Below are 24,625 nucleotides of genomic sequence, written 5' to 3' on the forward strand. Positions count from 1 at the left end.
CGAAAAACGGCGCGCCGTGCAAAACGGTGCGCCCTTTTTTCTGCGTCGATGCCCCGGTAGCTCAGCCTTTGCCGACGATGCTTTCCGGCAACTCCTGCCCGAACACGCGCTGGTAGTATTCCGCCACCAGCATACGCTCGGTTTCGTCGCACTTGTTGAGGAACGACAAGCGGAACGCAAAACCCACGTCCTTGAAAATCGTGGCGTTCTGCGCCCAGGTAATCACGGTGCGCGGGCTCATCACGGTGGAAATATCGCCGTTCATGAAGCCCTGGCGCGAAAAGTCCGCTACCTTCACCATGTTGGCGATCACGCTTTTCTCGATCGCGGGAACCTTGGCGGAAACGATGCCCACTTCGGTGTCCGCCGAAAGATAGTTCAGCGCCACCACCAGGTTCCAGCGGTCCATCTGGCCTTGGTTGATCTGCTGCGTGCCGTGATACAGGCCGGACGTGTCGCCAAGACCCACCGTATTGGCAGTGGCGAACAACCGGAAGCCTGCATGAGGCCGGATGACCCGGTTCTGGTCCAGCAAGGTCAGCTTGCCTTCGGTTTCCAGGATACGCTGGATCACGAACATGACATCGGGCCTGCCCGCGTCATACTCGTCGAACACCAGCGCTACGGGGTGTTGCAGAGCCCATGGCAGCAGGCCTTCGCGAAATTCGGTAACCTGCATGCCGCCGCGCAGCACGATGGCATCGCGGCCGATCAGGTCGATCCTGCTGATGTGCGCATCCAGGTTGATGCGGATGCACGGCCACTTGAGCCGGGCGGCCACCTGCTCGATATGGGTGGACTTGCCGGTGCCGTGATAGCCCTGCACCATCACCCGGCGGTTGTAGGCAAAGCCTGCAAGGATCGCCAGCGTGGTGTCCGGGTCGAACACGTAGGTCTCGTCAAGATCGGGGACGCGTTCGTCGGCCACGGAGAACGCCGGAACCTTCATGTCGATATCGATCCCGAACGTTTCGCGCACGTCAAGTTCGATGTCAGGTGCGGCCAGCACGGTGGCGTCGCGGTTTTCGGTCTGGATAGAGGTGTCAGTCATCGCATGCATCGCCTAAAGGACGCAAGGCCATGCCGCAATAACGTTTGATAGGGTTGACTGCCCAGGTTGTCGCTTTGTCCAGCCCATCGCGAAATGCCGAAGCGGCGCAATAACGCCTTGTAAGGTTGTGCGAACCAGCGGCACTCTGGCTGGCAAGGCGATTCGGACAAGGCGCCTGCGACCAGGAGAGATCACAATGACGCGCATGCTGTTCGTGAACTTGCCCGTCTCCGATCTGACGCGCGCCAAGGCTTTCTACACGGCGCTGGGATTTGTGAACGAGCCGCGGTTTTCCGACGATACGGCAGCATGCATGGTCTGGTCCGAAGCGATCTTCGTGATGGTGCTGACCCACGACAAATGGAAGACTTTCACAACCAGGCCCATTCCTGACGCCGGCAGCAGCGAGGTGATGCTGTGCCTGTCTTGCGATGACCGGGGCGCGGTGGACACGCTCAACACCGCAGCGGGCGCGAACGGCGGCACGCCGGACATCAACCCAGCGCAAGATCATGGCTTCATGACCAGCCGCGCGTTCGCGGACCCGGACGGGCACGTGTGGGAAGTCATGTGGATGGACCCGGCGGCCATGGCCGGCGACACCGCGTCGGGGGCGTAAAGGGCAATGGGAGACAAAAATATGCTGATCGATCCGAACGCGGACATCGAAATCACCGCTTTCGAATGGGTGCCGTCCTTCGCCCAGGGGCAGGTTCGCGACCTTCGCCCCCGCTGGGCCTGCGAAGAATATGGCATTGCCTACGAGGTCAGGCTGATCAGCGCCTTGGAACGCCCAGAATGGTATTACGATGAGCAGCCCTGGGGCCAGGTACCTTACGTGCGAGACGGGCAATGGGGGCTGTTCGAAAGCGGCGCCATCCTGGTCCACCTTGCCGAGCGGGTCGGCGTTTTGCCGCCGCCTACCTTGCAGGCCCGCGCCGATATCCTGAGCTGGCTGTTCGCCGCGTTCAGTTCGGTCGAACCCTTCATTCAGGAATTCGTGAACTGCACCGTGTTCAACCGCAAGGAGGAATGGGCAAAGCTACGCCTGCCCTCACTCGAGCAGGTGGTGGACAAGCGGCTGGAGCGATTGCAGCAGGCGCTCGGCGAAAAGGAATGGCTGGCCGGAGAGTTCTCGATCGCTGACATTGCGATGGTCTCGGTCCTGCGGCCCATCAAAGACGCCGCGCAATTTCAGGAGCGGCCGGCGCTGTGGGATTATGTGGCGCGGGCTGAGGGCCGCCCCGCCTTCGCACGGGCGCTGGAGGCGCAACTCGCCGTGTTCGCCCAGCACGAACCTGCACCCCAAACGGCTCGTTGATCCATAATCGCCCGCCCGTTTCCGCCCCACCTTCGGGAGAATGCACATGGCCGACTATACTTTCTTCACCAACCCCATGTCGCGCGGGCAGATCGCCCGGTGGGCCCTTCACGAAGTGGGCGCGGAGTACGAACAGGTCCTGATTGACTGGAACGACAAGCCCGAGGCGTTCCTGAAAGCCAATCCGATGGGCAAAGTGCCCACCATCGTCCATCACACCGAGGGCGGCGACCGGGTCGTCACAGAAGGCGCTGCGATCTGCCTCTACCTTGCCGAGATGCACCCGGAGGCCGGGCTGCTGCCCAACGATGCCGAGATGGCGGACTACTACCGTTGGACGTTCTTCGCCTCCGGCCCGATCGAGCAGGCCGTCACCGCGCGGGCGCTGAAATTCGAGCCTACGAAGCAGCAGGAAATGATGGCGGGATGGGGCAACCTGGACCGCACCGTTCACACGATCGAGGAGAAATTCTCCCGATCGAACTGGGTTTGCGGCGATCGCTTCACGATGGCGGACGTCTATGTCGGCAGTGCGGTGGACTGGGGGCTGACGTTCGGTACCATGCCGCCACAGCCTTCGCTGGTCGCTTACGCCGAACGATGCCAGGCACGCGCGGCGTACAAGGCGGCCAAGGCCATCGATGGGAAGCTGATCGCTGAATCGAAGAAATAGGGTTCCCGCGATAGCCCGTCACCAGGCGCATGCCGGGTCATGGCGGGCTGCCGGTTTCCTGCCCGGTGGTGACCGGTTTGCGACGCTCCAGAACGCGGGGCTGCCACCAGCCGTGCTCCCCTTGGGTATCCGCCACCGTATTGACGCGCCCCTTATCCAGATAGATCGCCAGCCCGCCGCTTTTGTCCAGATACGCCCGGTCTGCCTTGAACCAGCGCGGGCGGCAACTGCGCGGCAGCCAGCGTTCGGACACCACGATATCGACACGCTCGCACGCCGCTGCCAAGGCCCGCTCCGGCACGGCGTCCTTGCCGCGTGACACCAGCACATCCCAGCGGCGGCCGCCGCGCGTGATGCCCATCACGCAAAAGTCGGCGTTGCATCGCGCGCCCGGCCATTGCGTCAGCGCCACCGGCTCCCCCTCCATGCCGGACAGTTCCATCAGGTTGTCGCGCGCATAGCCTTTGCCGCCATCACGAAGCACGAACAGGCGCTGCCCGCCCGCCTCCACAAGCCCCAGATGCCTGCCCTCGCCCGACACCAGAATGTCAGCCGGTGTGGCAGTAGCCAGCAGCACCGCGCCAGCCACCGCAGGAATGAGGCCAAGCAAGCGCACCCGTCCGCTCCACAGGCCCAGCCACAGGCCGCCCACCACGAACAGCAGGAACGCGCCCGTGCCCGCAGCCGGCAGGATCGTCATCGCGCCGGGCCGGCTGGCGAACCAGTGCGCGATGCCGGTCAACAGGTCGATCGAAATGTTGGCCAGCCACCACACCGGACCGCCCAGCCCTACCATGTCCAACACCAGCGCGCCGGCCAGCAGCGGCATCACCACGAAGGTGGACAAGGGGATCGCCAACACGTTGGCCAGCGCACCATAGACCCCGGCGCGGTGAAAATGGTGAAGCCCGATCGGCATCAGGGCCAGGTCGATAACTGCCCCGGTCAGCAGCAGCAGCGCCAGATGGCGCAGCCCGGTTGCCGCCATGGACTCCTCGCGCGGGGACAGAAAGTGGCGCACCGGCGCGCTGCCGCCCAGCGCGACAAGCGCCAGCACTGCACCGAAACTCATCTGAAAGCTGGGCCCGGTCACCGCTTCGGGCCACAGGAGCATGACGCAGAACGCCGCGAATGCCAGCATGCGCAGCGACAGCGGCTCGCGCCCCAGCGCCAGCGCGGCTAGCACCAGCAAAGCGCCGATGCACGAGCGGACGGTTGGCACCTCGGCCCCTGACAGCAGGGTATACCCGACACCCGCAAGCGCGCCGGCCCCGGCGGCCACCACCGGCAACCGCACCCTGAGCGCCAGCCATGGCCACAGCGCGAGAAGGCGGATCACCAGCACGTAGACCGCCCCAACCATCGCGCTGACATGCAGCCCGCTGATCGACAGAAGATGCGCCAGACCGGAATCGCGCATCGCCTGGTCGTCCGCCTCGCTGATCGCGCCCCGGTCTCCTGTGACGAACGCGGCGGCCATGCCGGCATTGCGCGGCCCGATCCGCTCGGCAATGTGGTCGGTCAGGGACTGGCGCACGCCGGCCAACCAGCCCGCCCGCGCCCGGCCCCGCTCGATGATTTCGACCTGCCGCAATACCGTGCCGGTCCCGGCAATCCCGGCGAACCAGGCGGTACGCGCAAAGTTGTACGCGCCCGGCAGCATCGGCGGGGCGGGCGGCATTAGCCTGCCGCGAAACCGCACCAGGTCACCCGGGGCAGCTTGCCCGGCAGCGATCGGCTTGCCCTCCGGGGCATCGGGCACATTGATCCTAACCTTGATCGCCCGTCCGGTAGTGGGTTCGCGCATCGCCACGATCAGACGCTGCCGATCGCGCGCCGGCTGCTGTTCCACCGCCAAGACCCGCGCAGTGAAGGTGCCCGCGATAGGTCGTCCCAGCGGTGCTTCTCCGACTAGCACCGAACGCGTCCAGACGGTAAGGCATCCGGCGAGGATCAGTATGGGCAGGACCAGCACTGCCTGGCGCAAGCGCGGGTTTGCGGTATCACGTTTCCAACCGATCAGGGCTGCTGTAAAAACCAGCACGCTACCAACACACAGCGCAGTCCAGGCCGGGACCGACGGAAGCGCAAACCAGGCCAGAATGCCCGTCGCAAACGCCACTGCAAGCCACGGCCCACGCTCGAAGCCAGCACGCGAAAGAAATTGCTCGATACCCTCCAAAACCCTCGACAAGCGACTATCTCCAGTCCATTGCCGATGCTGCAATGCAGCGCCTTGGGCGTCTGCCGAAGGCTGAATTTCATACTGCGCGCTACTGGTCCCCATAGCCGCCAATAGGACAGGAAGGTTGGGTTGATGGCAAGCGGCAGTGCATCGGGCGGTTCGGCGGACAGCAAGCCCGTCGTCACCCGCTTTGCGCCTTCGCCCACCGGCTATCTTCACATCGGCGGTGCCCGCACGGCGCTTTTCAACTGGCTGTTCGCGCGCCACCACGGCGGCAAATACCTGCTGCGCATCGAGGATACGGACCGCGCCCGCTCCACCGAGCCGGCGATCGACGCTATTTTCGACGGGCTGTCGTGGCTGGGCCTGGAAGGTGACGAACCGCCGGTATTTCAGTTTGCCAGGTCCGAACGACATGCGCAGGTGGCAGCACAACTGCTTGAGAGCGGCAATGCCTATCGCTGTTATCTGACGAGCGAGGAACTGGCGCAGCGCCGTCAGCAGGCCCAGGAAGAGCGCCGCCCTTTCCGCATCGAAAGCGAGTGGCGCGATGCCGATCCGGCAAACTGGCCGGCGGACCGTTCCTGGGTGGTGCGGGTCAAGGCACCTCGCGATGGCGAGACCACGATCGATGATATCGTGCAAGGGGCGGTCACCGTCCAGAACGTCGAGATCGACGATTTCGTGATCCTGCGCAGCGACGGAACGCCTACGTACATGCTGGCCGTCGTGGTCGACGATCATGACATGGGAGTCACGCATGTGCTGCGCGGGGATGATCATCTAAACAACGCCTTCCGCCAGCTTGTCATCATCAATGGCATGGGCTGGGACGTACCGATCTACGGCCACGTGCCTCTCATCCACGGGTCGGACGGCGCGAAACTATCCAAGCGTCACGGTGCGCTGGGCGTCGATGCTTATCGCGACGAAATGGGCATCCTGCCCGAGGCTTTGTTCAACTACCTGCTGCGCCTGGGCTGGGGCCACGGCGACGAGGAATTCATCAACCGCGATCAGGCGATCGCCTGGTTCGACATGGCGGACGTCGGCAAATCGCCCTCGCGCTTCGACTTGGCGAAATTGCACAACCTCAACGGCCACTACGTGCGCGAAGCGGACGACGCACGGCTGGCACAATTGGTGCTGCCGCGCCTAGAGGGGCCCGCAGACATCGATCTGCTGACCCGTGCAATGCCGGTGCTCAAGGTTCGCGCCAAAGATCTTAACGAAATTGCGGAAGGTGCAGCCTTCCTGTTCGCCACGCGTCCTCTCTCGATGAACGAGAAGGCGTTGGCTCTTTTGACGGACGAAGGGCGCGCGCGCCTGGCGACCATTCACGAGAGCCTGTCCGGTTCGATGGATTGGACTTTGGAAGCCCTGGAAACCCGTCTGAAGGCCATGGCCGAAGATATGGGCCTGGGTCTCGGAAAGCTCGCGCAACCGTTGCGGGCAGCCCTGACGGGTCAGACGACCTCGCCGGGGATTTTCGACGTACTGGTACTTCTCGGCCGGGACGAGAGCCTCGCGCGCATCGCCGCGCAGGCAGACGTTCCCGCCGGGTCGCAAGCATAACAAGGAGAAATTTTCGTGGGTGATCAGGCAAAACTGAGCGCTGGTGGCGCGGACTACGACTACCCGATCCTGAAGGGCAGTGTCGGTCCCGACGTGATCGACATCCGCAAGCTGTACGGCCAGACCGGGATGTTCACGTTCGATCCCGGCTTTACGTCTACCGCAAGCTGCGAATCGGCGTTGACGTATATCGATGGCGATGAAGGCGTGCTGCTGCATCGCGGTTACCCGATCGGCCAGCTGGCCGAAAACTCCTCATTCATGGAAGTCAGCCACCTGCTGCTGAACGGCGAATTGCCGACCAAAGATGAGCTCGAAAAGTTCGAGTACACGATCAGCCGCCACACGATGCTGCACGAACAGCTGCGCCAGTTCTATCAGGGCTTCCGCCGCGATGCGCACCCAATGGCGATCATGTGCGGCGTGGTAGGTGCACTTTCGGCATTCTACCACGATTCAACCGACATCGCGGACCCCGAGCATCGCATGATCAGCTCGCACCGCCTGATCGCAAAGATGCCCACGATCGCGGCAGCCGCATACAAGTATTCGGTCGGCCAGCCTATGCTGTATCCGGATAACAATCTGAGCTACACCGGCAACTTCCTGCGCATGACCTTCGGCGTCCCCGCCGAAGAATACGAAGTGATCCCTGAGGTCGAAAAGGCGATGGACCGGATCTTCATCCTCCATGCCGACCATGAACAGAACGCGTCCACCTCCACGGTGCGCCTTGCCGGGTCTTCCGGCGCCAACCCGTTTGCCTGTATCGCCGCTGGTATCGCCTGCCTGTGGGGCCCCGCCCACGGCGGCGCGAACGAAGCCGCGCTGAACATGCTTAAGGAAATCGGCACGCCCGACAAGATCCCGCACTACATCGAGCGGGCCAAGGACAAGAACGATCCGTTCCGCCTGATGGGCTTCGGCCACCGCGTGTACAAGAACTACGACCCACGAGCGACGGTCATGCAGTCCACCGTGCGCGAAGTGTTCGACGCTTTGAAGGTGGACGATCCGCTGTTCGAAACCGCGCTTCGCCTGGAAGAAATCGCTCTCAACGATCCCTACTTCGTGGAGAAGAAGCTGTTCCCGAACGTCGATTTCTACTCCGGCATCATCCTTTCGGCCATCGGCTTCCCGACCACCATGTTCACCGTGCTGTTCGCATTGGCGCGCACTGTGGGCTGGGTGGCGCAATGGAACGAAATGATCTCCGATCCCGGCCAGAAGATCGGTCGCCCGCGCCAGCTGTACACCGGCCCAACGCAGCGCGACTACGTTCCGCTCGACAAGCGCTGATCGCGCACCATTCTTTTGAACCACGACAATCGTGGTTTGCGATCAAGACCCTCGTGGAAACGGGGGTCTTTTCGTATCTGCGGGACAACTGCCTCGACCAATCGAGGATGCAGTGGCTATTTGCGGCCAAGTGAGTCATGATGGCCCCTGATCCTGGGATCATCCTGCGGTGAAACGGGGCACGTACAGTATGCTGTTCATTCGAATTGCCGCCATGATCATTGGCATATTCGCCATCGTGATCGGCCTTTTGTGGGTTGGGCAAGGCACCGGGGTAGTGCTGTGGCCGGCGGACAGTTTCATGCTGTCAGACCGGGGATGGGCCGTACGCGGCGCCATCCTGGCCGTCGTCGGCGGCATCGTGGTTTGGTTGTCACGCCGCGGATGACGTCAGGCGTCGGTGTCCGGCGGTAGAGCGAGAAGGAAAGCGGCCCCCTCGCCCGGCGCGCTCTCCACGGTCAAGGCGCCGCCCATGGCTTCTGCCAGCCGCCGGGATATGTACAGCCCCAGCCCAGAGCCGCCATCTCCGCTGCGGCCAAGCCGCTCGAACTTCTCGAAAATGCGATGCTGGTCGTCCGCACTGAGCCCCGGTCCTTGATCGGACACGACCACACCCACGCGATCCCCGGATGATCTCAGCGTAATCCCGATCCGCGAACTGGCCGGTGCATAACGGATCGCATTGCCGATCAGATTGAGCAGGATCTGCAGCACCCGCCGAAATTCCGCGCGCGCCAAGACCGGATGCTCCGGCATATCCAGATCGATAGCGATGGCCTTCTCCCGCGCCCTGACCCCCAGAATGCCAGCGGCTTGTTGGGCAACCTCTGCCAGATCGATGGAATCGGGGTGCGTAGTAAAACCTTCAGCCTCCACTACCTCCAGATCGGACATATCCTCCAGCAGGTCCAGCAGCAGCTTGCCCGCGCTGGCGATTTCGCCAGCGTAATCGGCATAGGCATCCGGCAGCGGACCGGCCAGGCGCGTGCGGATCGTTTCCGCATTTGCAACGATGCGTGCGATCGGCTGGCGCAGCACCGGCGCCAGATCGCCGCCGATAAGATTGGCGCGGGGTGGCAATGGGTTTGGGGGAGCCGCTTGGCTGAAAAGCTGCGGCGGATCGTCGGACAGCAACAGCAGTTCAAACCCAGACGCGTCGTGCCCGGGCTGCATCTGCGGCAGCAACGCGACACGCCAGCTGCGAGCCGATCCGGGCACTGACACGCGTGTGTCGTCCAGCAGACGCCAGTGCAAGGGTTGGTGATGATGGACGTTTTCAGGCGGCAGGAAATCGGTCCACAGCGTGCCTGCACCGGCGTTCATCGCGGCGCACAGATTGGCCAGTTCCGTGCTGTCGGTGATGGCCGCCAGTACCCTCTGGCCGCCATCCAGATACGCCTGCAGTTCGGCCATGCCGCGATCGATCACCCTGCGCCGAGCCGCTGCGCTGCTGTCGTCGGCGAGCACCGGGGATGTCTGCCAGCTTCTGACCCGGATGGTACATCCGCCATCCGGGGCGCCGGGTTCCACGTTCATCCACGCAACCACTGCGTCCGCACCGTCTTGCGCGTTCACCGCTTTGGTCAGCGCAAGGCCGGATTGGCGCACAGCTCGCACCAGATCGCGGAGTTCAGGTATCGCGATCGCACCGGGCAATTCGCCTCCGCAGGCGGTCTGCAAACCGGCCAATGGCTCGTCCGCAGCCGTCAGGCGATCTTGCCCGTCGGTTGATGCGTGGGCAAGGATGGTGCCGACCAGCGACGTCATGTCATATCTGCAAGCATGTCGGATGCCTGCTGAGGCGCTATCTGTGCCAATCCTTCCGCCAGCGCATCGTCGAAGTGCAAGGCGAGCAACTGCTGTCGAATGTCGCCCGGGTCTGTCCCGGCGGCGCGTAGCGATACCGCCAAGCGCGCTGCCTGCGCTTCGTCAGTCCATCCTGCGACCGCAGTTCGCGACTGCATCGTCCTGCGGGCCAGCGCGGTCAGAAAGAGGGCGACGCCCGCCTCCTGCACTCGCAACGCAGCAGGCGCATCAAGGCCTAGAAGCTCAAGCACCTTCGCGCTGCACCGTTCGCGGTCTGCAGCCGGATCGGAGGCGCTTCGCACATCGGCGCACACTATGTTAGCACGGTCAGCAAGATCGGGCTCGCTGGCCCCCAACGCCTGTATCACGCCGCAAACCTGATTTTGAACCGCATAAGGCAGATTGCCCAGCGTCATGTTCATGCGTGCGTGAGCCCGGCACCAATACATCTGCGCGGTCAAAAACGCGGTCGCGGCCGCCCGATGATCGGGCTGGGCTACCAACTGCTGCAGGAGCGGCGGGGCAACCGGATCAAGGGCGAGCGTATCGTGCAAGCGCTGCGTAAGCTGCCATTCGATCACGTCGGCCCGAAGGTGCTCCAGCAACGCTGGGCACTCCGAAAGGACGCGTATCACAACGTCCACTTCCGCAGGCTGATGGCGCGCACCAGCAGCGCCCACCAGCCCATCCAGCACCGCCACGGCAAGCGAGGCCAGGGCGGCATAAGTGCGCACCCTGGTTTCCTCTGAAACGTCGTCCGACGCCGGCGACCGGGCGGCCTGTGCAAGAAACGATCGCGCCGCGCCGGATGCGCGCTCGGCATTCGCCAAGGCATCGAGCAGCACCGCCTCAGCGTCGTTCAGGTTCGCGGCATGCGAGGCGGTGTCGATCATCCGGTGGCTTTACCCCACATCTGGTTAACCCGCCGTTATCCCGCGCGGCGGGTAGGAAGGCCGAGCGCTGCCAGCACCAGCAGGACTGACAGCAGGCGGACGACAAGCAGAACCTGCCCAAAGCCAGAGGCGAAAGCGAGGACAAGCCCCAGCAGCGCGCGATCACACCCCCATCCCGCCAGCCGGCCCGTTGCCCGCTTGGGCAAAAGCACGAGAAGCAGCATCAGGATCACCGGCGTGCACAGCCACGCGATGATCGGCTCGCCGGCGAAGCGTGGCATGTCGAGCAGGATGAGTACGGCGAAAACGCAATCCACCAGCCACCCCAAGGCGTCAGCGCGGGGGATTGCGGGTACGGACTGCCCCAGCGCATGTCGCTCAGCCGAGCGCAACAGCCGACTGGCTTCCACCAACAACCACGACACGGCCACCAGCACGAAGCCGGCAGCGACAAAGCCGAGCCATCCCACGCCGATCGCGATTGCCAGCACCGCAAGCGCGGCGGCGGACACGACGTTGCTGGCATTGCCGGCGTGCAGCAGAGAGGACCCGAAGCTCAGAACGCCGAAACGCGCGATGCTGCGACCGGGTGATGTCACCCGATCATCGGCAAACCGTGCGCGCATCCACTCGTCTTCCAGCGCGTAAGCTTCCGCCTCGCTACGGACCATACGCCAGCCGGACCCGACACGGGCGGATGCTGGCAATTCGCGCAGCGCCACACCCGATTGCAGCGCGATGCGCGTCAGCGACGAGACCACGTTCACATCGACAGGCAGTTCATGCAGGCGCTCAACGATACTGCCGGGCAAGCGCATCAGCCCCGCGTCGGCGCGATTGATGTCGATACGCTCGAAACCGGCTGCCAACGCACCTTCCACCGGCTGGGCAAGCACCACCGGCGCACGACCCTCAAGCAGTTCCGCAGCATGGGCGGTATCGGCAAACAGACCCTCGGACACGACGATGATCTCGTCGCCGGCAGTGACCAGCCCGGCCAGCTGCGCGGGACCGGTGGCGATCGCGAACTGTAGCCCGGCATCCTCGGCGTCATGCTGGAGAGCGATCAGTTCGGGCGACGTCATCCGGGAAAGGCACACCACGCGCTGGCAATCCAGCGCCAGCGCCAGGCCAAGCTGATGCTGCGCCACGCTTGCACCGGCAACCCGCAGGAAAGCACGCGCAAACGGCTGGCCTGCGCCGGCAGGCTCCGTCATGGACAGCAAGGCTATGCGCAAAACGTGGTAATCTCCAGCACCCCGCCCTTGATGTAGGCAGGCGCGGGCCGGGTGCCAAGCGAAAGCCGCAGATCAGTGCGCGGAAAACTCTGCCAGGTAAGCTTTGAGCCGGCGCACGACCGTGGGTTCGCCTGGCGCTGCGTCCAGCGTCGCTTCCGCCAAGGCCAGCAAGGCGCTCGAATGGAAACTTGCGGCCAGCCCCTTGAGCCGCATCGCCGCAACCACCCAGTTGCCGTCACACCGGGACCGTTCGAGCAGATCCACCTGCCGCGCCACGCCATCCACGAAAGCCGCGCGCAGTTCCGCGATCAGTTCCGGATCGCCGCCCGCAGCGGCAGCGAGTGTCGCTTCAAGGGCGCCTGCTTCATAAGCCATTTCCCCAGCTTAATCGCATAAGCGTTAAGCTGGGGTTTATTGCCGCGCGCGGCGTGGTATCCTTGCTCATGGCCGGGGAAAACAGGATCATCGCTTTCGGAGCCGGAGACGGCGAGAACACGGGCGCAGGCGCTGAGAATGAGCGCGCTGCGGAAGGTTTCACCGCGTTGCCCGCACAAGAAAGCTGGGACGACGCGTGGGTTGCCACAGAAACGCAGCCCGACGATCTCGCCCGTACGCGCGGCTGGCTGGTTCCTGCCCTCGCCGTCCTCGTAATCGTGGCATGGACGGGGCTTTTTGTTGCAGGCCAATTGCCGGCGATGCGCGATGGCGCTTCGCTGCAGCAGGTGTCCACGGTGATTGCGCAATGGTGTGGTCCTGTCCTTCTGGTCGGCATCTGCTGGTTGCTGGCGATGCGCACCAGCACACGCGAGTCCGACCGGTTTGGCGACATCGCCCGCACGCTCTCCAACGAAGCGGCCTTGCTGGAAACGCGACTGACCAAGGTCAACCGCGAGCTCAGCTTGGCGCGGGAATTCGTGGCAGCGCAGTCCCGCGATCTGGAAACGCTGGGCCGACTGGCGACCGAGCGGCTTTCGCACAACGCAGAGCGGCTGGAAAAGCTGGTGCAGGATAACGGCGCACGCGTCGAATCGATAAGCACCGTCAGCACCGCCGCGCTCGACAACATGGAGAAACTGCGCGGGCAACTGCCGGTGATCGCAAGCTCCGCCAAGGACGTCACGAACACCATCGCCAACGCCGGGCGCACCGCCCATGCCCAGTTGGATGACATGATCCACGGCTTCAACCGGTTGAACGAATTCGGCACCGCCAGCACACGGCAGGTCGCCGCCTTGGGCGAACAGGTGAACGACACGCTCGACGGGTTCAACCAGCGCTGCGAACAGATGGAACAGATCGCCGCCGCTCGCTTCGCGGCGCTGGCGGAACGCGGCGATGAATTTCGCGCGCAGCTGGACCATCACGAAGTGGCGGCGCTGGCAGGCGTGCGTAACCGCGCCAAGGCGCTCGCCGAAGAGATCGACGATACCCGCCGGGAACTGGACCGGCATGAGGCGGAAAGCCTGACATCGCTGCGTGCCCGTCTGGTGGCCTTGCGAGACGAAAGCGAAGTCGTCTCGCGCACCCTTCGCACGAGCGAGAGCCGCGCTGCCGAGACATTGAGATCGTCGCTGGCCACCTTGGCGCACGAGCAGGCGGAACTGGCGGAGACGATCTCCGACACCCAGCATGCCGCGCTCGACGCGCTGGCCGGACGGCTCGCCACGATCGCCGCCGAAGCGCAGCAGATCGACGAATCAATCGGCCTGCGGGCGGAGCGGCTTGCGATGGAAGCGCAAGAGCGCCAGTCCCGCCAGGTCGAGCAGGAACGCCATGCGATCGCGCGGATCGATCATATGCTGGGCGAGTTGGACGGCACCATCGCCGAGCGGCTGGAGCGGCACCGCATTCAGGCCGCGGCGCTGGCGGACAGGGCAGCGGCGGTCACCGCCGAACTGGGTGATTTCGAATCTACCCTGTCTGCGATTGCCGAGCATACCGGCAGATCCGAAACGCGCCTGTTGGGCAGCCTGGCTGCGCTCACGGACCGCCTGACGGCTGCCCGCTCCACGCTTGCCGCCACCGACGACGATCTGGGCACGTTGACGGAGAATAGCGTGCGGCTGCTCGAACTGGTCCAAGCCAGTGCCAAACAGACTCACAACGTCCTGCCCGAAGCGCTCGCGGTTTCGGAAGATCGCCTGCTCCGGTTGCAGCACGGCGTCGGCGCCTTGCTCGCGCAATTTGACGAGGCTGCACATGGAGGCGGCACGGTCGCGTCCACTATAGACGCATCAAGCCAGCATCTGGGCAGCCTGCTGTCCGAACTCGCGCACGCACAGGCTCAGATCAGCGCGCATGGTAACGATCACGCAGCGCTGCTCACGCGCATGCAGTTCAACCTTGCCGAAATCGACGCCGGAATTCAGGCCAGCGCCGCACGCGCCAATGGCGAATTGTCTGCCGCCATCGCTGCCCTTGGTGCAACCCTTCGCGATGCCGTGCAGGCGATCGAGAGCGAGAGCGCCACGCGCATTGCCCATGTCGCGCAGACTTTGGGCGATGAAAGCGCCGCCGCGATCGACAAGTCCATGCGCACCCGCGTCGCCGAAATTTCCGGCCAGCTGGAGCAGGCCGTTGCTCACGCATCGGGCGTCACGCGCGAAACGGCCGGGCAATTGCGCCAGCAACTGGAACAGGTCGGCAATCTCGTCGACAACCTCGAAGCGCGGCTCAGCGCAGCGCAGGAACAGGCGCAGGAACAGGTCAACAACGACTTTGCCCGCCGGGCTGCGGTGATCACCGAATCGCTCAATTCCAACGCGATAGACATTGCCACCGCGCTCTCCAGCGACATTGCCGACACGGCCTGGGCCGCGTATTTGCGCGGCGATCGTGGCATCTTCACCCGCCGTGCCGTCAGCCTTCTGGACGCAAGCGAAGCCAAAGCCATCCAGCAGATCTTCGAGCGCGACGATGCCTTCAAGGCCAACGTCAGCCGCTACATCCACGATTTTGAAGCGATCTTGCGTCAGGTTCTTTCAACCCGGGACGGCAACGCTCTGGGGGTTACACTGCTCTCGTCCGATATGGGCAAGTTGTATGTCGCGCTGGCGCAGGCGATCGAACGCCTGAGAAGCTGATCACCGCGTAAGGCCGTTTTCGCAACTGCCCCCGCCGTTCTTGCCGCCGTCAGTAGCCCAGATTGTCTACCGGGGGTTTGCCCATGATGTTCAGGTCCTGCACCTTGATCCACTGGTGATCGTAATTGACGTAATACAGGCCGAACAGAACGAGCGCCAGCACCGTGGCGCGGCGGGTTATCCGCCGCGCGTTGAAGTTCACGGGCGCGCTGTCGGCATGCCCCTTCGGCACTTTGTGGCCATCGACCTCGTCTGGCGTGCGCAATCCGAAAGGCATCACCAGAAAGGCGCTGAGCACCCAGAACAGCGAATAGATCGCGATCATCGAGGTCCAGTTCATCGCCATCAGCGTCAATCCTCCAGCAACAGCACCTGCACCTGCGGCTTCTTGCCCGACCATCGCGTGGCCGCACGGCGGGCCGCAAGCCGGGCGGCTTCCTTGCGCACCTCCGGCTCAGCTTTCCTGGCGCGGCCCAAAGCCTGCGCAATGTCGCGCTTGGCCTCTTCCACGAACGCGTCGTAGTCCTCGTCGAGCGGCAAGCCGACTGCGGAGATTTCAACGCGACCGCGCCGATCCGCCGCCACCGAAACGATGCCGTTGAAAGCAATCCGGCGGCGCATGATCATCGCCTCGCCGTCTGCGGGCGCGATGATGTCGCCATCCAGGATCAACCTGCCCGCGCGCACTTCGCCGAACTTGCCTGGACGATCGGGCGCAAGCCGCACCAGATCGCCGTTCTTCTGGAAGATCGCCTTAGGAATGCCACAGGCGGCGCCAAGATGCGCCTGTTCCTTCATATGGCGGATCTCTCCGTGCACCGGCACCAAGATCTGCGGACGGATCCATCCGTAAAGCGCCTCAAGCTCGGGGCGACCCGGATGGCCCGAGACGTGGATCGGGCTCTGGCGATCGGTGACGACGATCACGCCGGCGCTCGCCAGACGGTTCTGGATGCGGCCGATCTGGATTTCGTTGCCGGGGATCTGGCGGCTCGAAAACAACACCACGTCGCCCTTGTCCAGCTTGATCGGATGACTGCCATCGGCAATGCGGGCCAGCGCCGCACGTGGCTCACCCTGCCCGCCTGTGGCCACGATCAGGAGTTCGCCGCGCGGCACGTCCATCGCGGTGTCCGCATCGATGATCTCTGGCAGATCACGCAGATAACCACACGATTTTGCCGTCTCGATGATCCGGTCAAGCGAGCGCCCGGACACACACAACTGCCGCCCGGTCTTCTTCGCCACATCGCCCAACGTCTGCAAACGCGCCACGTTCGATGCAAAAGTGGTGACCATCACTCGGCGCCCACGGTGCCTGGATACCTCTGCCAGCAAGCCGCGATAGACTTCGCCTTCCGAACCCGATGCTTCGGGATTGAAAACGTTGGTGGAATCGCAAACCAGCGCCAGCACACCCTCGTCACCGATAGCGGTCAGTTCAGCCTGGGTGGTGGGTATGCCAACCTGCGGCTCGTCATCCAGCTTCCAGTCACCGGTGTGGAAAATCCGACCGTACGGGGTTTCGATCAGCAGCCCGTTACCCTCTGCAATCGAATGCGCCAGCGGAATGTAGCGGATGCCGAACGGTCCAAGCTGGAATGTTTCGAGGTCGTGGACCACATTAAGTTCGACCTTGTCGAGAATGCCCGCTTCTTCCAGCTTGCCCGCGATCAGTTTGGCGGTGAACGGCGTGGCATACAGCGGAACGCCCAGTTCCTCCGCGAAATACGGGATCGCGCCGATGTGATCCTCATGCGCGTGGGTCAGCACGATACCCAGCAGGTTTCGCCGCTCGTTCTCGATAAATTCCAGGTCCGCAAATACCAGGTCCACCCCTGGATATTCGTTGCCGGAAAACGTCATGCCAAGATCGACCATCAGCCACTTGCCATGGCAACCGTAGAGATTGACGTTCATGCCGATTTCGCCCGAACCGCCGAGCGCACAAAATAGAAGTTCCTTACCGGGAATCACTTAGATACTGCCCTTTCGGCGAGAATAGCGAGGCCATCGATCGTAAGATCAGCGTCGACGGCATCAAAAATTTGCGTGGCTTCATCGAAAAGCACGGCCAGGCCACCTGTCGCGATGACTTTGGCGGGCCGACCTATTTCCGCACGAATGCGCGCGATCAGGCCTTCCATCATCGCCACATACCCCCAGAACACCCCGATCAACATCTGATCTTCGGTGTTGCGTCCGATCACGCTGGTGCCTTTGGGTATTTCGATGGCGATGCGCGGCAGTTTGGCCGTGTTGCCGACCAAGGCATCGAGCGACAGGTTGATCCCCGGCGCGATGATGCCGCCTTTGTACGCGCCGTTGAAATCCACCACATCGAATGTTGTGGCGGTGCCGAAATCGACGACGATCAGATCACCGCTATGCTTTTCATGCGCGGCAATCGCGTTGACCGCGCGGTCTGCTCCAAGGGAGCGTGGTTCGTCGACGTCGATGTCGATGCCAAACGCGGCCCGGCCCTGCCCGGCGATCAGAGGCTCCACATCGAAATAATGCCGAGCCAGGATTTCAAGGTTGTGCAAGGCGCGCGGCACGACCGTGGAAATGATGATCTGGTCGACCTGGTTGGGGGTAACCCCGCGAATAGCAAGCAACTGCAACAGCCAGACGGCATATTCGTCACCCGTCCGACGCGGGTCGGTCGCGATGCGCCACCGCCCGCGCAGGACATGGCCGTCCATCAGCGCGAAAACGACATTGGTGTTGCCGGCATCAATGGCGAGCAGCATGGCTTCGGGGCTTCCTCAAACGAGAACGACGTCGCCGGCGTTAATCAACCGGACCGTACCATCTGCCAGCTTAAGCTGGAGATTACCATTGCCGGAGAGGCCGGCAAATGCACCTTCCACCGCATCTTCGCCCGGCGGATGGATCTGCAAGCGCGTTCCCAAGGGATGCGCCGTCGCCTCCCACCGCCGCAGCAATGGCGGGAGACCGGCCTTGCGCCAGCGATCTAATTCGGCGGCAAAGGTTTGCGCCATCCGCTCGGCAAAGCCGTCACGATTGGGTGCAACGCCGGCATCGCGCAATGCCATCACCGTGCGGCCGGGCACCGCAGGCGCGTAGGCCAAGTTCACGCCGATCCCCACCACAACAGCGCCGGCGACCATTTCCAGCAGGATGCCGGCAACCTTACCATGCTCGGATGAGCCGGGGGTGCACCGAAGCAAGACATCATTGGGCCACTTCAGGCTGAGGCCATCGGGCACGTAGGTCGCGAGCGCGTCATGAACGGCAAGCCCGGTGGCCAAAGCCAGCGTGGCCGCAGCAGGATCGCCGGGTCTCAGGCGCACTACCGTCGATCCCATGAAATTGCCGGCGCCATCGTTCCAGACGCGCCCTAACCTCCCCTTGCCCGCGACCTGACGATCGGCGACCAGCCAGTGCCCTTCCACCGCAGGGCTACCGGTTGCGATCCGGCTGGCAAGGTCCGCATTGGTAGAGCCGGTTTCGGCGACAACTTCGATCAAAACGCGCCGATCAAAGAGCGTGGAACAGCGCCGCTGCGGCCGTGTCCGTGAGGCCTTGCAGCCAGCCACTCAGAAGATAGCCCAGCGGCGAGATGAACAGGCACGTCACGACCAGGATCGCCTTGTGCCAGATGTCGCTCTCACCCTTGATGACATCAACTGGCTCGTCGAAATAGACGACCTTGACGATCTTCAGGTAATAGAAGGCTCCGATCACCGACGCGGCGAAACCGATGGCAGCCAGCGGCATCATGCCCGCATCCACGGCGGCCCGGAAAACCAGGAACTTGCCCCAGAAGCCGAACAGCGGCGGAATGCCCGCCAGGCTGAACATCACCAAGCCCAGCCCGAGAGCGAGGCCCGGCCGCGTTCGCGACAAGCCGGCAAAGCTGGCGATGTCTTCAACCGGGTTTCCGGCTTCGTCCTTGAGCATCAGCACAGTGACGAAACCGGCGACGGTCATCGCGACATAGATCACCAGATAAAACAGCATCGCCGAAGCGCCCTGCACGTTGGCAGCGGCCAGACCGACCAGGATGAAACCCACGTTATTGATCGACGAATAGGCCATCAGGCGCTTGATGTTCTTCTGACCGATCGCGCCAAGTGCGCCCACGACGATCGATGCAAGCGCGATAAACACGATGATCTGGCGCCAAGCATCCGCCTGGTCAGCGAACGCTTCAAGCATCACCCGCATCGTCAGACCAACCGCGGCTACCTTGCCGGAGGTGGCGAAGAACTTCGTCACCGGCGTCGGCGCACCTTCGTAGACATCGGGCGTCCACATGTGGAACGGCACCGCGCTCATCTTGAAGGCCAGGCCGGCCAGCATGAACACCACGCCGAACAGCGCGCCGTGGGACAGCCCCCCGGAAAGCGCCGCGTTGATGCCTTCGAATGACGTCGTGCCGGAAAAGCCGTATGTCAGGCTCATACCGAACAGCAGAATGCCAGATGCCAACGCGCCGAGAACGAAGTACTTGAGGCCCGCCTCTGCAGAGCGCCCGTCGGTCCGCACGAACGCCGCCAGCACGTAGGCAGCCAGCGAGTTCATCTCCAGGCCGATATACAGCGCAACCAGATCTCCGGCAGAAACCATCAGCCCGCTACCAAGCGCCGCAAACAGCACCAGGATAGGAAATTCGGCCCGCATAGCACCGAAACGATCGAAGAAAGTCGGCGCGACCACCAGCGTGGCGGCTGCGGACAGGTAGATCAGGATCTTGCCAAAGCTGGAGAAGGCGTCAGCATGGATCTGCCCGAAGAACGCGGACGTATCCGGCCCCATCGCGCCGCTGCACAACGCAGGCGCTACCAGCGCAGTGGCACCGATCAACGCGGCCACGGCCAGGATCGAAATCAGACGGCTTGCCTTGTCGCCACCCCAGGCAGCGATCAACAGCAGGATCAGGCCTGCGATGCTCAGCGTTTCTTCCGGCGCAATGAGGCGCAGGGAGTGCGACCAGTCCATTAGTGTGATCCCCCGTGCGCAGCCGCTTGGGCTTGCGCAGGCATAGCTTTTCCGAGTGTGACCGCGCTGTCGCCGGCAGGCTTCGCACGCGCCAGACGAGCGTCAAGGGCGGCAATATCGGCGCGCATCGGCGCAATGAAGCTCTCCGGGTAAATACCCATCCACAACACCGCAAGAGCGAGCGGCACGACCATCAGCAGCTCACGCACGTAAAGGTCGGGCATTGCGGCAGCGTCAGCGTTCTTCTGCTCACCGAATACGACCCGGCGATAAAGGTAGAGCATGTATGCCGCGCCCAGAATGATGCCGGTAGTTCCGACAAAGGCCGCCCAGGTCGATATCTGATACACGCCGCCAAGGCTCAGGAACTCGCCCACAAAGCCGCTGGTCCCCGGCAGACCGATGGATGCCATCGTGAACAGCAAAAAGAAGAGCGCATAGCGGGGCATATTGATCGCCAGACCGCCATACCGGCTGATCTCACGGGTATGCAGCCGGTCATAAATGACGCCGACGCACAAGAACAGCGCGCCCGATACCAGGCCGTGGCTCAGCATGACCATCATTGAGCCTTCCAGGCCCTGCACGTTGAATGCGAAAAGCCCCAAGGTAACGATGGCCATGTGCGCCACGGAAGAATAGGCGATCAGCTTTTTCATGTCGCTTTGCACCAGCGCGATCAGCGATGTGATGACGACCGCCGCCATCGACAGTCCCCAGATCAGCGGCGCGAAGTAGGCTGAGGCTTCCGGGAACATCGGCAGCGCATAGCGGATGAAGCCGTAGCCACCCATCTTCAGCAAGACGCCTGCCAAGATGACCGAACCCGCCGTCGGCGCCTGAACGTGCGCGGCCGGCAGCCAGGTGTGGACCGGCCACATCGGCATCTTCACCGCAAAGCTGGCAAAGAAGGCAAGCCACAGCCACGTCTGCGCCTTCGAATCGAAATTATATGCCATCAAGGTGGGAACGTCTGTCGTTCCCGCCGTGTGAACCATCCACAACATCGCGACGAGCATCAGCACCGAGCCGAGCAGCGTGTACAGGAAGAACTTGTAGCTGGCGTAAATGCGATCCGCGCCGCCCCAGATGCCGATGATGAGGTACATCGGGATCAGGCCGGCTTCGAAGAACATGTAAAACAGGTAGATGTCCTGCGCCATGAACACGCCGAGCATCAACGTTTCGACCAGCAGGAACGCGGCCATATATTCGCCGACGCGCTTTTCGATTGCATGGCTGGCGCCGATGCAGATCGGCATCAGGAAAACCGACAGCATGATCAGCAACAAGGCGATGCCATCGATGCCCAGCGCCCACGAGAAGCCGGAAAAGATCTCCAGACGCTCGGTGAACTGCCATTGAGCACCGCCGATATCGTAGTTCATCCATAGAACCACGCCGAGCGCAAGGTTTACCAGCGTGGCGATCAGCGCGACCGAGCGGGCCGCTTTGGCTTGAAGGAACAGGCAGGCCAGCGCCGCGATCAGCGGCACGGCGAGCATCAGGCTGAGGATCGGAAAACCACTCATCATCTTATCCCGCGATCACCCAGCTGATGGCGCCGACAAGGCCCAGCAGCATGACAAGTGCGTAGCTGTACAAATAGCCCGACTGGACCTTCTGCGCGTAAGTCGAACCCTTGGCCACGACTGCAGCGGCGCCGTCAGGGCCGAAACGGTCAATCACGCCAATATCCAGCACCTTCCAGAACACCTTGCCAAGCCAAAACGCGGGTTTGACGAAGATGGCGTTGTACAGTTCGTCAAACATCCACTTGCGATAGACGAACGTGTAGATCGGCCCGAGCTGTTCGGCGACGGCCTTGGGCAAGTTCAAGTTCCGGATGTAGCCGTACCAGGCAATCAGGAAACCGAGGGCCATGACGGTGAATGGCGCCCACTTCGCCCAAAGAGGTACGCCGTGCATCGCATGGAGCAGATGCTCTGAGAACACCAGCGATCCGCGCCAGAACGGCCCTTCACCTTCGGAAACGAAGTAATGTTCGAACACGAAGCCCGCGAATACGGCACCCAGCGACAGGACCAGCAACGGCAGCAGCATGACCAGCGGGCTTTCGTGCGGATGGTAACCACCCGTGCCGTCGCCATGATCATGACCGTGCGGATGATGATCCGTTTTGTTGCCCGCACCTTCGTGTGCCGCGTGATCATCGTGCCCGTGTGCATGCAGCGCGTGCTGGATGTGCTCGGACTGGATCCACCGCGGCTTTCCAAAGAACGTCAGGAACACCAGGCGCCAGGAATAGAAGCTGGTCATCAGCGCAGCGAAGATGCCCATCCAGAAGGCAAAACTGCCCGCCGGCGTGCCTGCTCCGAACGCTGCTTCCAGGATCGCGTCCTTGGAATAGAACCCGGCGAAACCGGCGACCCCCGCAATGCCCACGCCGGTGATGGCCAGCGTCCCTGCCGTCATCGTCCAAAACGTAATCGGAATGCGCTTACGCAAGCCGCCGTAGAACCGCATGTCCTGCTCGTGGTGCATAGAATGGATCACCGAGCCGGCACCGAGGAACAGCAGCGCCTTGAAGAAGGCGTGGGTGAACAAGTGGAACATAGCCGCGCCATATGCGCCAACGCCGGTGGCGAAGAACATGTAGCCGAGTTGCGAACACGTCGAATAGGCGATGACCCGCTTGATGTCCCACTGCGTGCAGCCGATCGTGGCGGCAAAGAAGCAGGTCGCCGCCCCAATCACCGCAATGAAATTCATCGCCGTCGTGCTCTGCTCGAACATCGGCGACAGGCGGCACACCATGAACACGCCAGCAGTGACCATCGTTGCGGCGTGGATCAGCGCGGACACCGGCGTCGGGCCTTCCATCGCGTCCGGCAACCAGGTGTGCAAGCCCAACTGGGCGGACTTGCCCATCGCGCCAACGAACAGAAGCAGGCACAGCACCGTCATGGTGTCGAACCGATGCCCCAGAAAGCCGATCGTAGAACCCGCCATCGAGGGCGCCGCATGGAGAATCTCTGGGATCGAAACCGTGCCGAACACCAGGAACGTGCCGAAGATACCGAGCATGAAGCCAAGGTCGCCAACGCGGTTAACGACGAAGGCTTTGATGGCGGCGGCACCGGCCGACGGCTTGCGAAACCAGAACCCGATCAGGAGATACGAGGCGAGCCCCACGCCTTCCCAGCCGAAGAACATCTGCACCAGGTTATCGGCGGTCACCAGCATCAGCATCGCAAAGGTGAACAGCGACAGATACGCGAAAAAGCGCGGCTGGTCGGCCTCTTCGCTCATGTACCCCCATGAATAAAGGTGCACGAGCGAAGATACTGACGTGATGACGACAAGCATCACAGCCGTCAGGGTATCGACCCGCAATGCCCAGTCGAACGTGAATGCGCCTGAGGCTACCCACTTCAGCACGGGTACCACATGGGCCTCGCCGGTACCGGCCAGGAAGCTGATGAAGATCGGCCACGACAAGGCACAAGCCACGAACAGCGCGCCGGTTGTCAGCACCTTTGGCACCAGCATGCCGAGTGACTTGTTGCCGAGCCCGGCGATGATTGCTGCCAGAAGCGGCAAGAAGACGATGACGAGGATCGACACTGTCTTAGCCCTTCATCCGGTTGACGTCGTCAACGGCAATCGTGCCGCGTGCACGGAAGTAGATCACCAGGATGGCAAGCCCCACTGCAGCCTCACCGGCTGCCACCGTCAGCACGAACATGGCGAAGATCTGGCCCGTCAGGTCATGCAGGAAGGCACTGAACGCAACCAGGTTGATGTTCACCGCAAGCAGGATCAACTCGATCGCCATCAGGATGACAATCACGTTCTTACGGTTCAGAAAGATTCCGAGGACGCCTAGCACGAAGAGGATCGAGCTTACGACGACATAGTGTTCGACGCCGATCACAGCGAAACCCCTGTCATATCTGAACCCCTTGGCCGATTTCCGGCTTGACGTTGAACGTAGCGTCCTGCGGACGGCGCTGGTTCTGTTTGCTGATGTTCTGCCCGCGCGTGTCGGAGCGCTGGCGATGTGTAAGGACGATGGCACCGATCATGGCCACCAGAAGGATCACACCCGCCGCCTCGAACAGGAACAGGTAGCGGCTGTACAGCAGCGTACCGATCGCCTGGATGTTGGAGGTGCCGGCTGGCGTCGCCGCAGTACCGTCAGGCGTTCCCAGCACGATCGCGCCGGCCTTGTAGGCGCCGATACCCAGCACCATTTCGGCCAGCAGTACGATCGCGACCAGCGCGCCGAACGGAAAATATCGTACGAAACCGGCCCGAAGCTCGGCAAAGTCGATGTCCAGCATCATCACGACGAACAGGAACAGCACCGCGACCGCGCCGACGTACACGATGACCAGCAGCATCGCGATGAATTCCGCGCCCACCAGCACCATCAGGCCAGCGGCGTTGAAAAACGCCAAAATCAGCCACAGCACGGAATGCACCGGGTTACGGGACAGAATGGTGATCGCGCCGGACGCGACGGTCATCACCGCGAAAAGGTAGAAGGCGATTACGTGGATCATGTGC

At 62.8% G+C, this 24,625-nt stretch carries 22 protein-coding genes; 7 read left to right on the plus strand and 15 right to left on the minus strand.

The window, feature by feature from the left end; genetic code table 11:
• Window positions 1-61 precede the first annotated feature (61 nt).
• Window positions 62-1,060, minus strand: a complete 999-nt coding sequence (gene cobS / locus ASE49_RS13455; protein ID WP_442946012.1) for a cobaltochelatase subunit CobS — start codon at window positions 1,058-1,060, stop codon at window positions 62-64.
• A gap of 187 nt (window positions 1,061-1,247) precedes the next feature.
• On the opposite strand from cobS, the gene ASE49_RS13460 reads away from it, so the two are divergent.
• Genes ASE49_RS13460 through ASE49_RS13470 form a run of 3 tightly spaced genes read left to right on the plus strand, consistent with a single transcriptional unit; the run spans window position 1,248 to window position 3,045 of the window.
• On the plus strand, window positions 1,248-1,670 hold the full coding sequence (locus ASE49_RS13460) for a VOC family protein (protein WP_056773487.1): 423 nt from the start codon (window positions 1,248-1,250) through the stop codon (window positions 1,668-1,670).
• A 21-nt stretch (window positions 1,671-1,691) separates the two neighbouring features.
• Window positions 1,692-2,372, plus strand: coding sequence for a glutathione S-transferase family protein (locus tag ASE49_RS13465; RefSeq protein WP_056773927.1), 681 nt, complete (start codon window positions 1,692-1,694; stop codon window positions 2,370-2,372).
• 46 nt (window positions 2,373-2,418) lie between these two features.
• Window positions 2,419-3,045, plus strand: coding sequence for a glutathione S-transferase family protein (locus ASE49_RS13470; RefSeq protein WP_056773491.1), 627 nt, complete (start codon window positions 2,419-2,421; stop codon window positions 3,043-3,045).
• A 37-nt stretch (window positions 3,046-3,082) separates the two neighbouring features.
• On the opposite strand, the gene ASE49_RS13475 is transcribed toward ASE49_RS13470, so the two are convergent.
• Window positions 3,083-5,239 carry a ComEC/Rec2 family competence protein gene (locus tag ASE49_RS13475; RefSeq protein ID WP_235522987.1) on the minus strand — a complete coding sequence of 719 codons (2,157 nt, stop codon included), beginning with the start codon at window positions 5,237-5,239 and terminating at the stop codon, window positions 3,083-3,085.
• 123 nt (window positions 5,240-5,362) lie between these two features.
• Here ASE49_RS13475 and gltX point away from each other — a divergent pair, with 123 nt between their 5' ends.
• From gltX to ASE49_RS13490, 3 genes are all read left to right on the plus strand, one after another.
• A complete protein-coding gene (gene gltX / locus ASE49_RS13480) occupies window positions 5,363-6,805 on the plus strand; it encodes a glutamate--tRNA ligase (RefSeq protein WP_056773497.1) in 1,443 nt (480 codons plus the stop codon).
• A 15-nt stretch (window positions 6,806-6,820) separates the two neighbouring features.
• Window positions 6,821-8,104, plus strand: coding sequence for a citrate synthase (locus tag ASE49_RS13485; RefSeq protein WP_056773500.1), 1,284 nt, complete (start codon window positions 6,821-6,823; stop codon window positions 8,102-8,104).
• Between the two features lie 190 nt (window positions 8,105-8,294).
• Complete coding sequence (locus tag ASE49_RS13490; RefSeq protein ID WP_056773503.1) at window positions 8,295-8,492, plus strand: hypothetical protein; 198 nt, start codon at window positions 8,295-8,297, stop codon at window positions 8,490-8,492.
• Between the two features lie 2 nt (window positions 8,493-8,494).
• Here ASE49_RS13490 and ASE49_RS13495 read toward each other — a convergent pair whose 3' ends face one another.
• From ASE49_RS13495 to ASE49_RS13510, 4 genes are all read right to left on the minus strand, one after another.
• Window positions 8,495-9,871 (minus strand): sensor histidine kinase, encoded by a 1,377-nt coding sequence (locus ASE49_RS13495; protein ID WP_056773506.1) that lies wholly within the window; start codon window positions 9,869-9,871, stop codon window positions 8,495-8,497.
• Window positions 9,868-10,803, minus strand: a complete 936-nt coding sequence (locus ASE49_RS13500) for a hypothetical protein (RefSeq protein ID WP_056773509.1) — start codon at window positions 10,801-10,803, stop codon at window positions 9,868-9,870. The genes ASE49_RS13495 and ASE49_RS13500 overlap by 4 nt, the downstream gene beginning before the upstream one ends.
• 35 nt (window positions 10,804-10,838) lie before the next feature.
• Window positions 10,839-12,020 carry a hypothetical protein gene (locus tag ASE49_RS13505; protein WP_056773512.1) on the minus strand — a complete coding sequence of 394 codons (1,182 nt, stop codon included), beginning with the start codon at window positions 12,018-12,020 and terminating at the stop codon, window positions 10,839-10,841.
• Between the two features lie 93 nt (window positions 12,021-12,113).
• The gene (locus ASE49_RS13510; protein WP_056773516.1) at window positions 12,114-12,416 is read right to left on the minus strand and encodes a hypothetical protein; all 303 of its coding nucleotides are present in this window, start codon (window positions 12,414-12,416) and stop codon (window positions 12,114-12,116) included.
• A 68-nt stretch (window positions 12,417-12,484) separates the two neighbouring features.
• On the opposite strand from ASE49_RS13510, the gene ASE49_RS13515 reads away from it, so the two are divergent.
• On the plus strand, window positions 12,485-15,124 hold the full coding sequence (locus ASE49_RS13515) for a hypothetical protein (RefSeq protein WP_056773519.1): 2,640 nt from the start codon (window positions 12,485-12,487) through the stop codon (window positions 15,122-15,124).
• A gap of 49 nt (window positions 15,125-15,173) precedes the next feature.
• Here the strand turns inward: ASE49_RS13515 and ASE49_RS13520 are convergent, their stop codons facing one another.
• The 9 genes from ASE49_RS13520 to ASE49_RS13560 are packed head-to-tail and all read right to left on the minus strand — an operon-like array spanning window position 15,174 to window position 24,621.
• Window positions 15,174-15,464 carry a DUF1467 family protein gene (locus tag ASE49_RS13520; RefSeq protein ID WP_056773930.1) on the minus strand — a complete coding sequence of 97 codons (291 nt, stop codon included), beginning with the start codon at window positions 15,462-15,464 and terminating at the stop codon, window positions 15,174-15,176.
• An 11-nt stretch (window positions 15,465-15,475) separates the two neighbouring features.
• Entirely contained in the window at window positions 15,476-17,101 is a 1,626-nt protein-coding gene (locus ASE49_RS13525) for a ribonuclease J (protein ID WP_056773521.1), read from the minus strand.
• Entirely contained in the window at window positions 17,098-17,877 is a 780-nt protein-coding gene (locus ASE49_RS13530; protein WP_056773524.1) for a type III pantothenate kinase, read from the minus strand. Before ASE49_RS13530 ends, ASE49_RS13525 begins: the two co-directional genes overlap by 4 nt.
• Window positions 17,878-17,892: 15 nt before the next feature.
• On the minus strand, window positions 17,893-18,618 hold the full coding sequence (locus ASE49_RS13535; protein WP_056773527.1) for a biotin--[acetyl-CoA-carboxylase] ligase: 726 nt from the start codon (window positions 18,616-18,618) through the stop codon (window positions 17,893-17,895).
• A gap of 10 nt (window positions 18,619-18,628) precedes the next feature.
• Window positions 18,629-20,092 (minus strand): NADH-quinone oxidoreductase subunit NuoN, encoded by a 1,464-nt coding sequence (gene nuoN, locus ASE49_RS13540; protein WP_056773531.1) that lies wholly within the window; start codon window positions 20,090-20,092, stop codon window positions 18,629-18,631.
• Window positions 20,092-21,624: an NADH-quinone oxidoreductase subunit M gene (locus ASE49_RS13545; protein WP_056773931.1), complete on the minus strand. Its 1,533-nt coding sequence runs from the start codon at window positions 21,622-21,624 to the stop codon at window positions 20,092-20,094. Before ASE49_RS13545 ends, nuoN begins: the two co-directional genes overlap by 1 nt.
• Before the next feature lie 4 nt (window positions 21,625-21,628).
• Window positions 21,629-23,680 carry an NADH-quinone oxidoreductase subunit L gene (nuoL, locus tag ASE49_RS13550; RefSeq protein ID WP_056773533.1) on the minus strand — a complete coding sequence of 684 codons (2,052 nt, stop codon included), beginning with the start codon at window positions 23,678-23,680 and terminating at the stop codon, window positions 21,629-21,631.
• A gap of 4 nt (window positions 23,681-23,684) precedes the next feature.
• Window positions 23,685-23,990 carry an NADH-quinone oxidoreductase subunit NuoK gene (gene nuoK, locus ASE49_RS13555; protein WP_056773536.1) on the minus strand — a complete coding sequence of 102 codons (306 nt, stop codon included), beginning with the start codon at window positions 23,988-23,990 and terminating at the stop codon, window positions 23,685-23,687.
• A 13-nt stretch (window positions 23,991-24,003) separates the two neighbouring features.
• Window positions 24,004-24,621, minus strand: coding sequence for an NADH-quinone oxidoreductase subunit J (locus tag ASE49_RS13560; protein WP_056773543.1), 618 nt, complete (start codon window positions 24,619-24,621; stop codon window positions 24,004-24,006).
• Window positions 24,622-24,625 lie beyond the last annotated feature (4 nt).

The sequence above is a fragment of the Novosphingobium sp. Leaf2 genome (assembly GCF_001421325.1).
Taxonomy (GTDB): Bacteria; Pseudomonadota; Alphaproteobacteria; order Sphingomonadales; family Sphingomonadaceae; genus Novosphingobium.

Excerpts from the sequence above, each read along its gene's own strand:
- ASE49_RS13545 (WP_056773931.1), bottom strand. The coding sequence starts at position 21,624 with ATGAGTGGTTTTCCGATCCTCAGCCTGATGCTCGCCGTGCCGCTGATC.
- gltX (WP_056773497.1), top strand. The coding sequence starts at position 5,363 with ATGGCAAGCGGCAGTGCATCGGGCGGTTCGGCGGACAGCAAGCCCGTC.
- nuoN (WP_056773531.1), bottom strand. The coding sequence starts at position 20,092 with ATGGACTGGTCGCACTCCCTGCGCCTCATTGCGCCGGAAGAAACGCTG.
- ASE49_RS13510 (WP_056773516.1), bottom strand. The coding sequence starts at position 12,416 with ATGGCTTATGAAGCAGGCGCCCTTGAAGCGACACTCGCTGCCGCTGCG.
- ASE49_RS13465 (WP_056773927.1), top strand. The coding sequence starts at position 1,692 with ATGCTGATCGATCCGAACGCGGACATCGAAATCACCGCTTTCGAATGG.
- ASE49_RS13500 (WP_056773509.1), bottom strand. The coding sequence starts at position 10,803 with ATGATCGACACCGCCTCGCATGCCGCGAACCTGAACGACGCTGAGGCG.
- ASE49_RS13460 (WP_056773487.1), top strand. The coding sequence starts at position 1,248 with ATGACGCGCATGCTGTTCGTGAACTTGCCCGTCTCCGATCTGACGCGC.
- ASE49_RS13505 (WP_056773512.1), bottom strand. The coding sequence starts at position 12,020 with ATGACGGAGCCTGCCGGCGCAGGCCAGCCGTTTGCGCGTGCTTTCCTG.
- ASE49_RS13470 (WP_056773491.1), top strand. The coding sequence starts at position 2,419 with ATGGCCGACTATACTTTCTTCACCAACCCCATGTCGCGCGGGCAGATC.
- ASE49_RS13560 (WP_056773543.1), bottom strand. The coding sequence starts at position 24,621 with ATGATCCACGTAATCGCCTTCTACCTTTTCGCGGTGATGACCGTCGCG.
- ASE49_RS13530 (WP_056773524.1), bottom strand. The coding sequence starts at position 17,877 with ATGCTGCTCGCCATTGATGCCGGCAACACCAATGTCGTTTTCGCGCTG.
- ASE49_RS13495 (WP_056773506.1), bottom strand. The coding sequence starts at position 9,871 with ATGACGTCGCTGGTCGGCACCATCCTTGCCCACGCATCAACCGACGGG.
- ASE49_RS13515 (WP_056773519.1), top strand. The coding sequence starts at position 12,485 with ATGGCCGGGGAAAACAGGATCATCGCTTTCGGAGCCGGAGACGGCGAG.
- cobS (WP_442946012.1), bottom strand. The coding sequence starts at position 1,060 with ATGCATGCGATGACTGACACCTCTATCCAGACCGAAAACCGCGACGCC.
- ASE49_RS13490 (WP_056773503.1), top strand. The coding sequence starts at position 8,295 with ATGCTGTTCATTCGAATTGCCGCCATGATCATTGGCATATTCGCCATC.
- ASE49_RS13520 (WP_056773930.1), bottom strand. The coding sequence starts at position 15,464 with ATGAACTGGACCTCGATGATCGCGATCTATTCGCTGTTCTGGGTGCTC.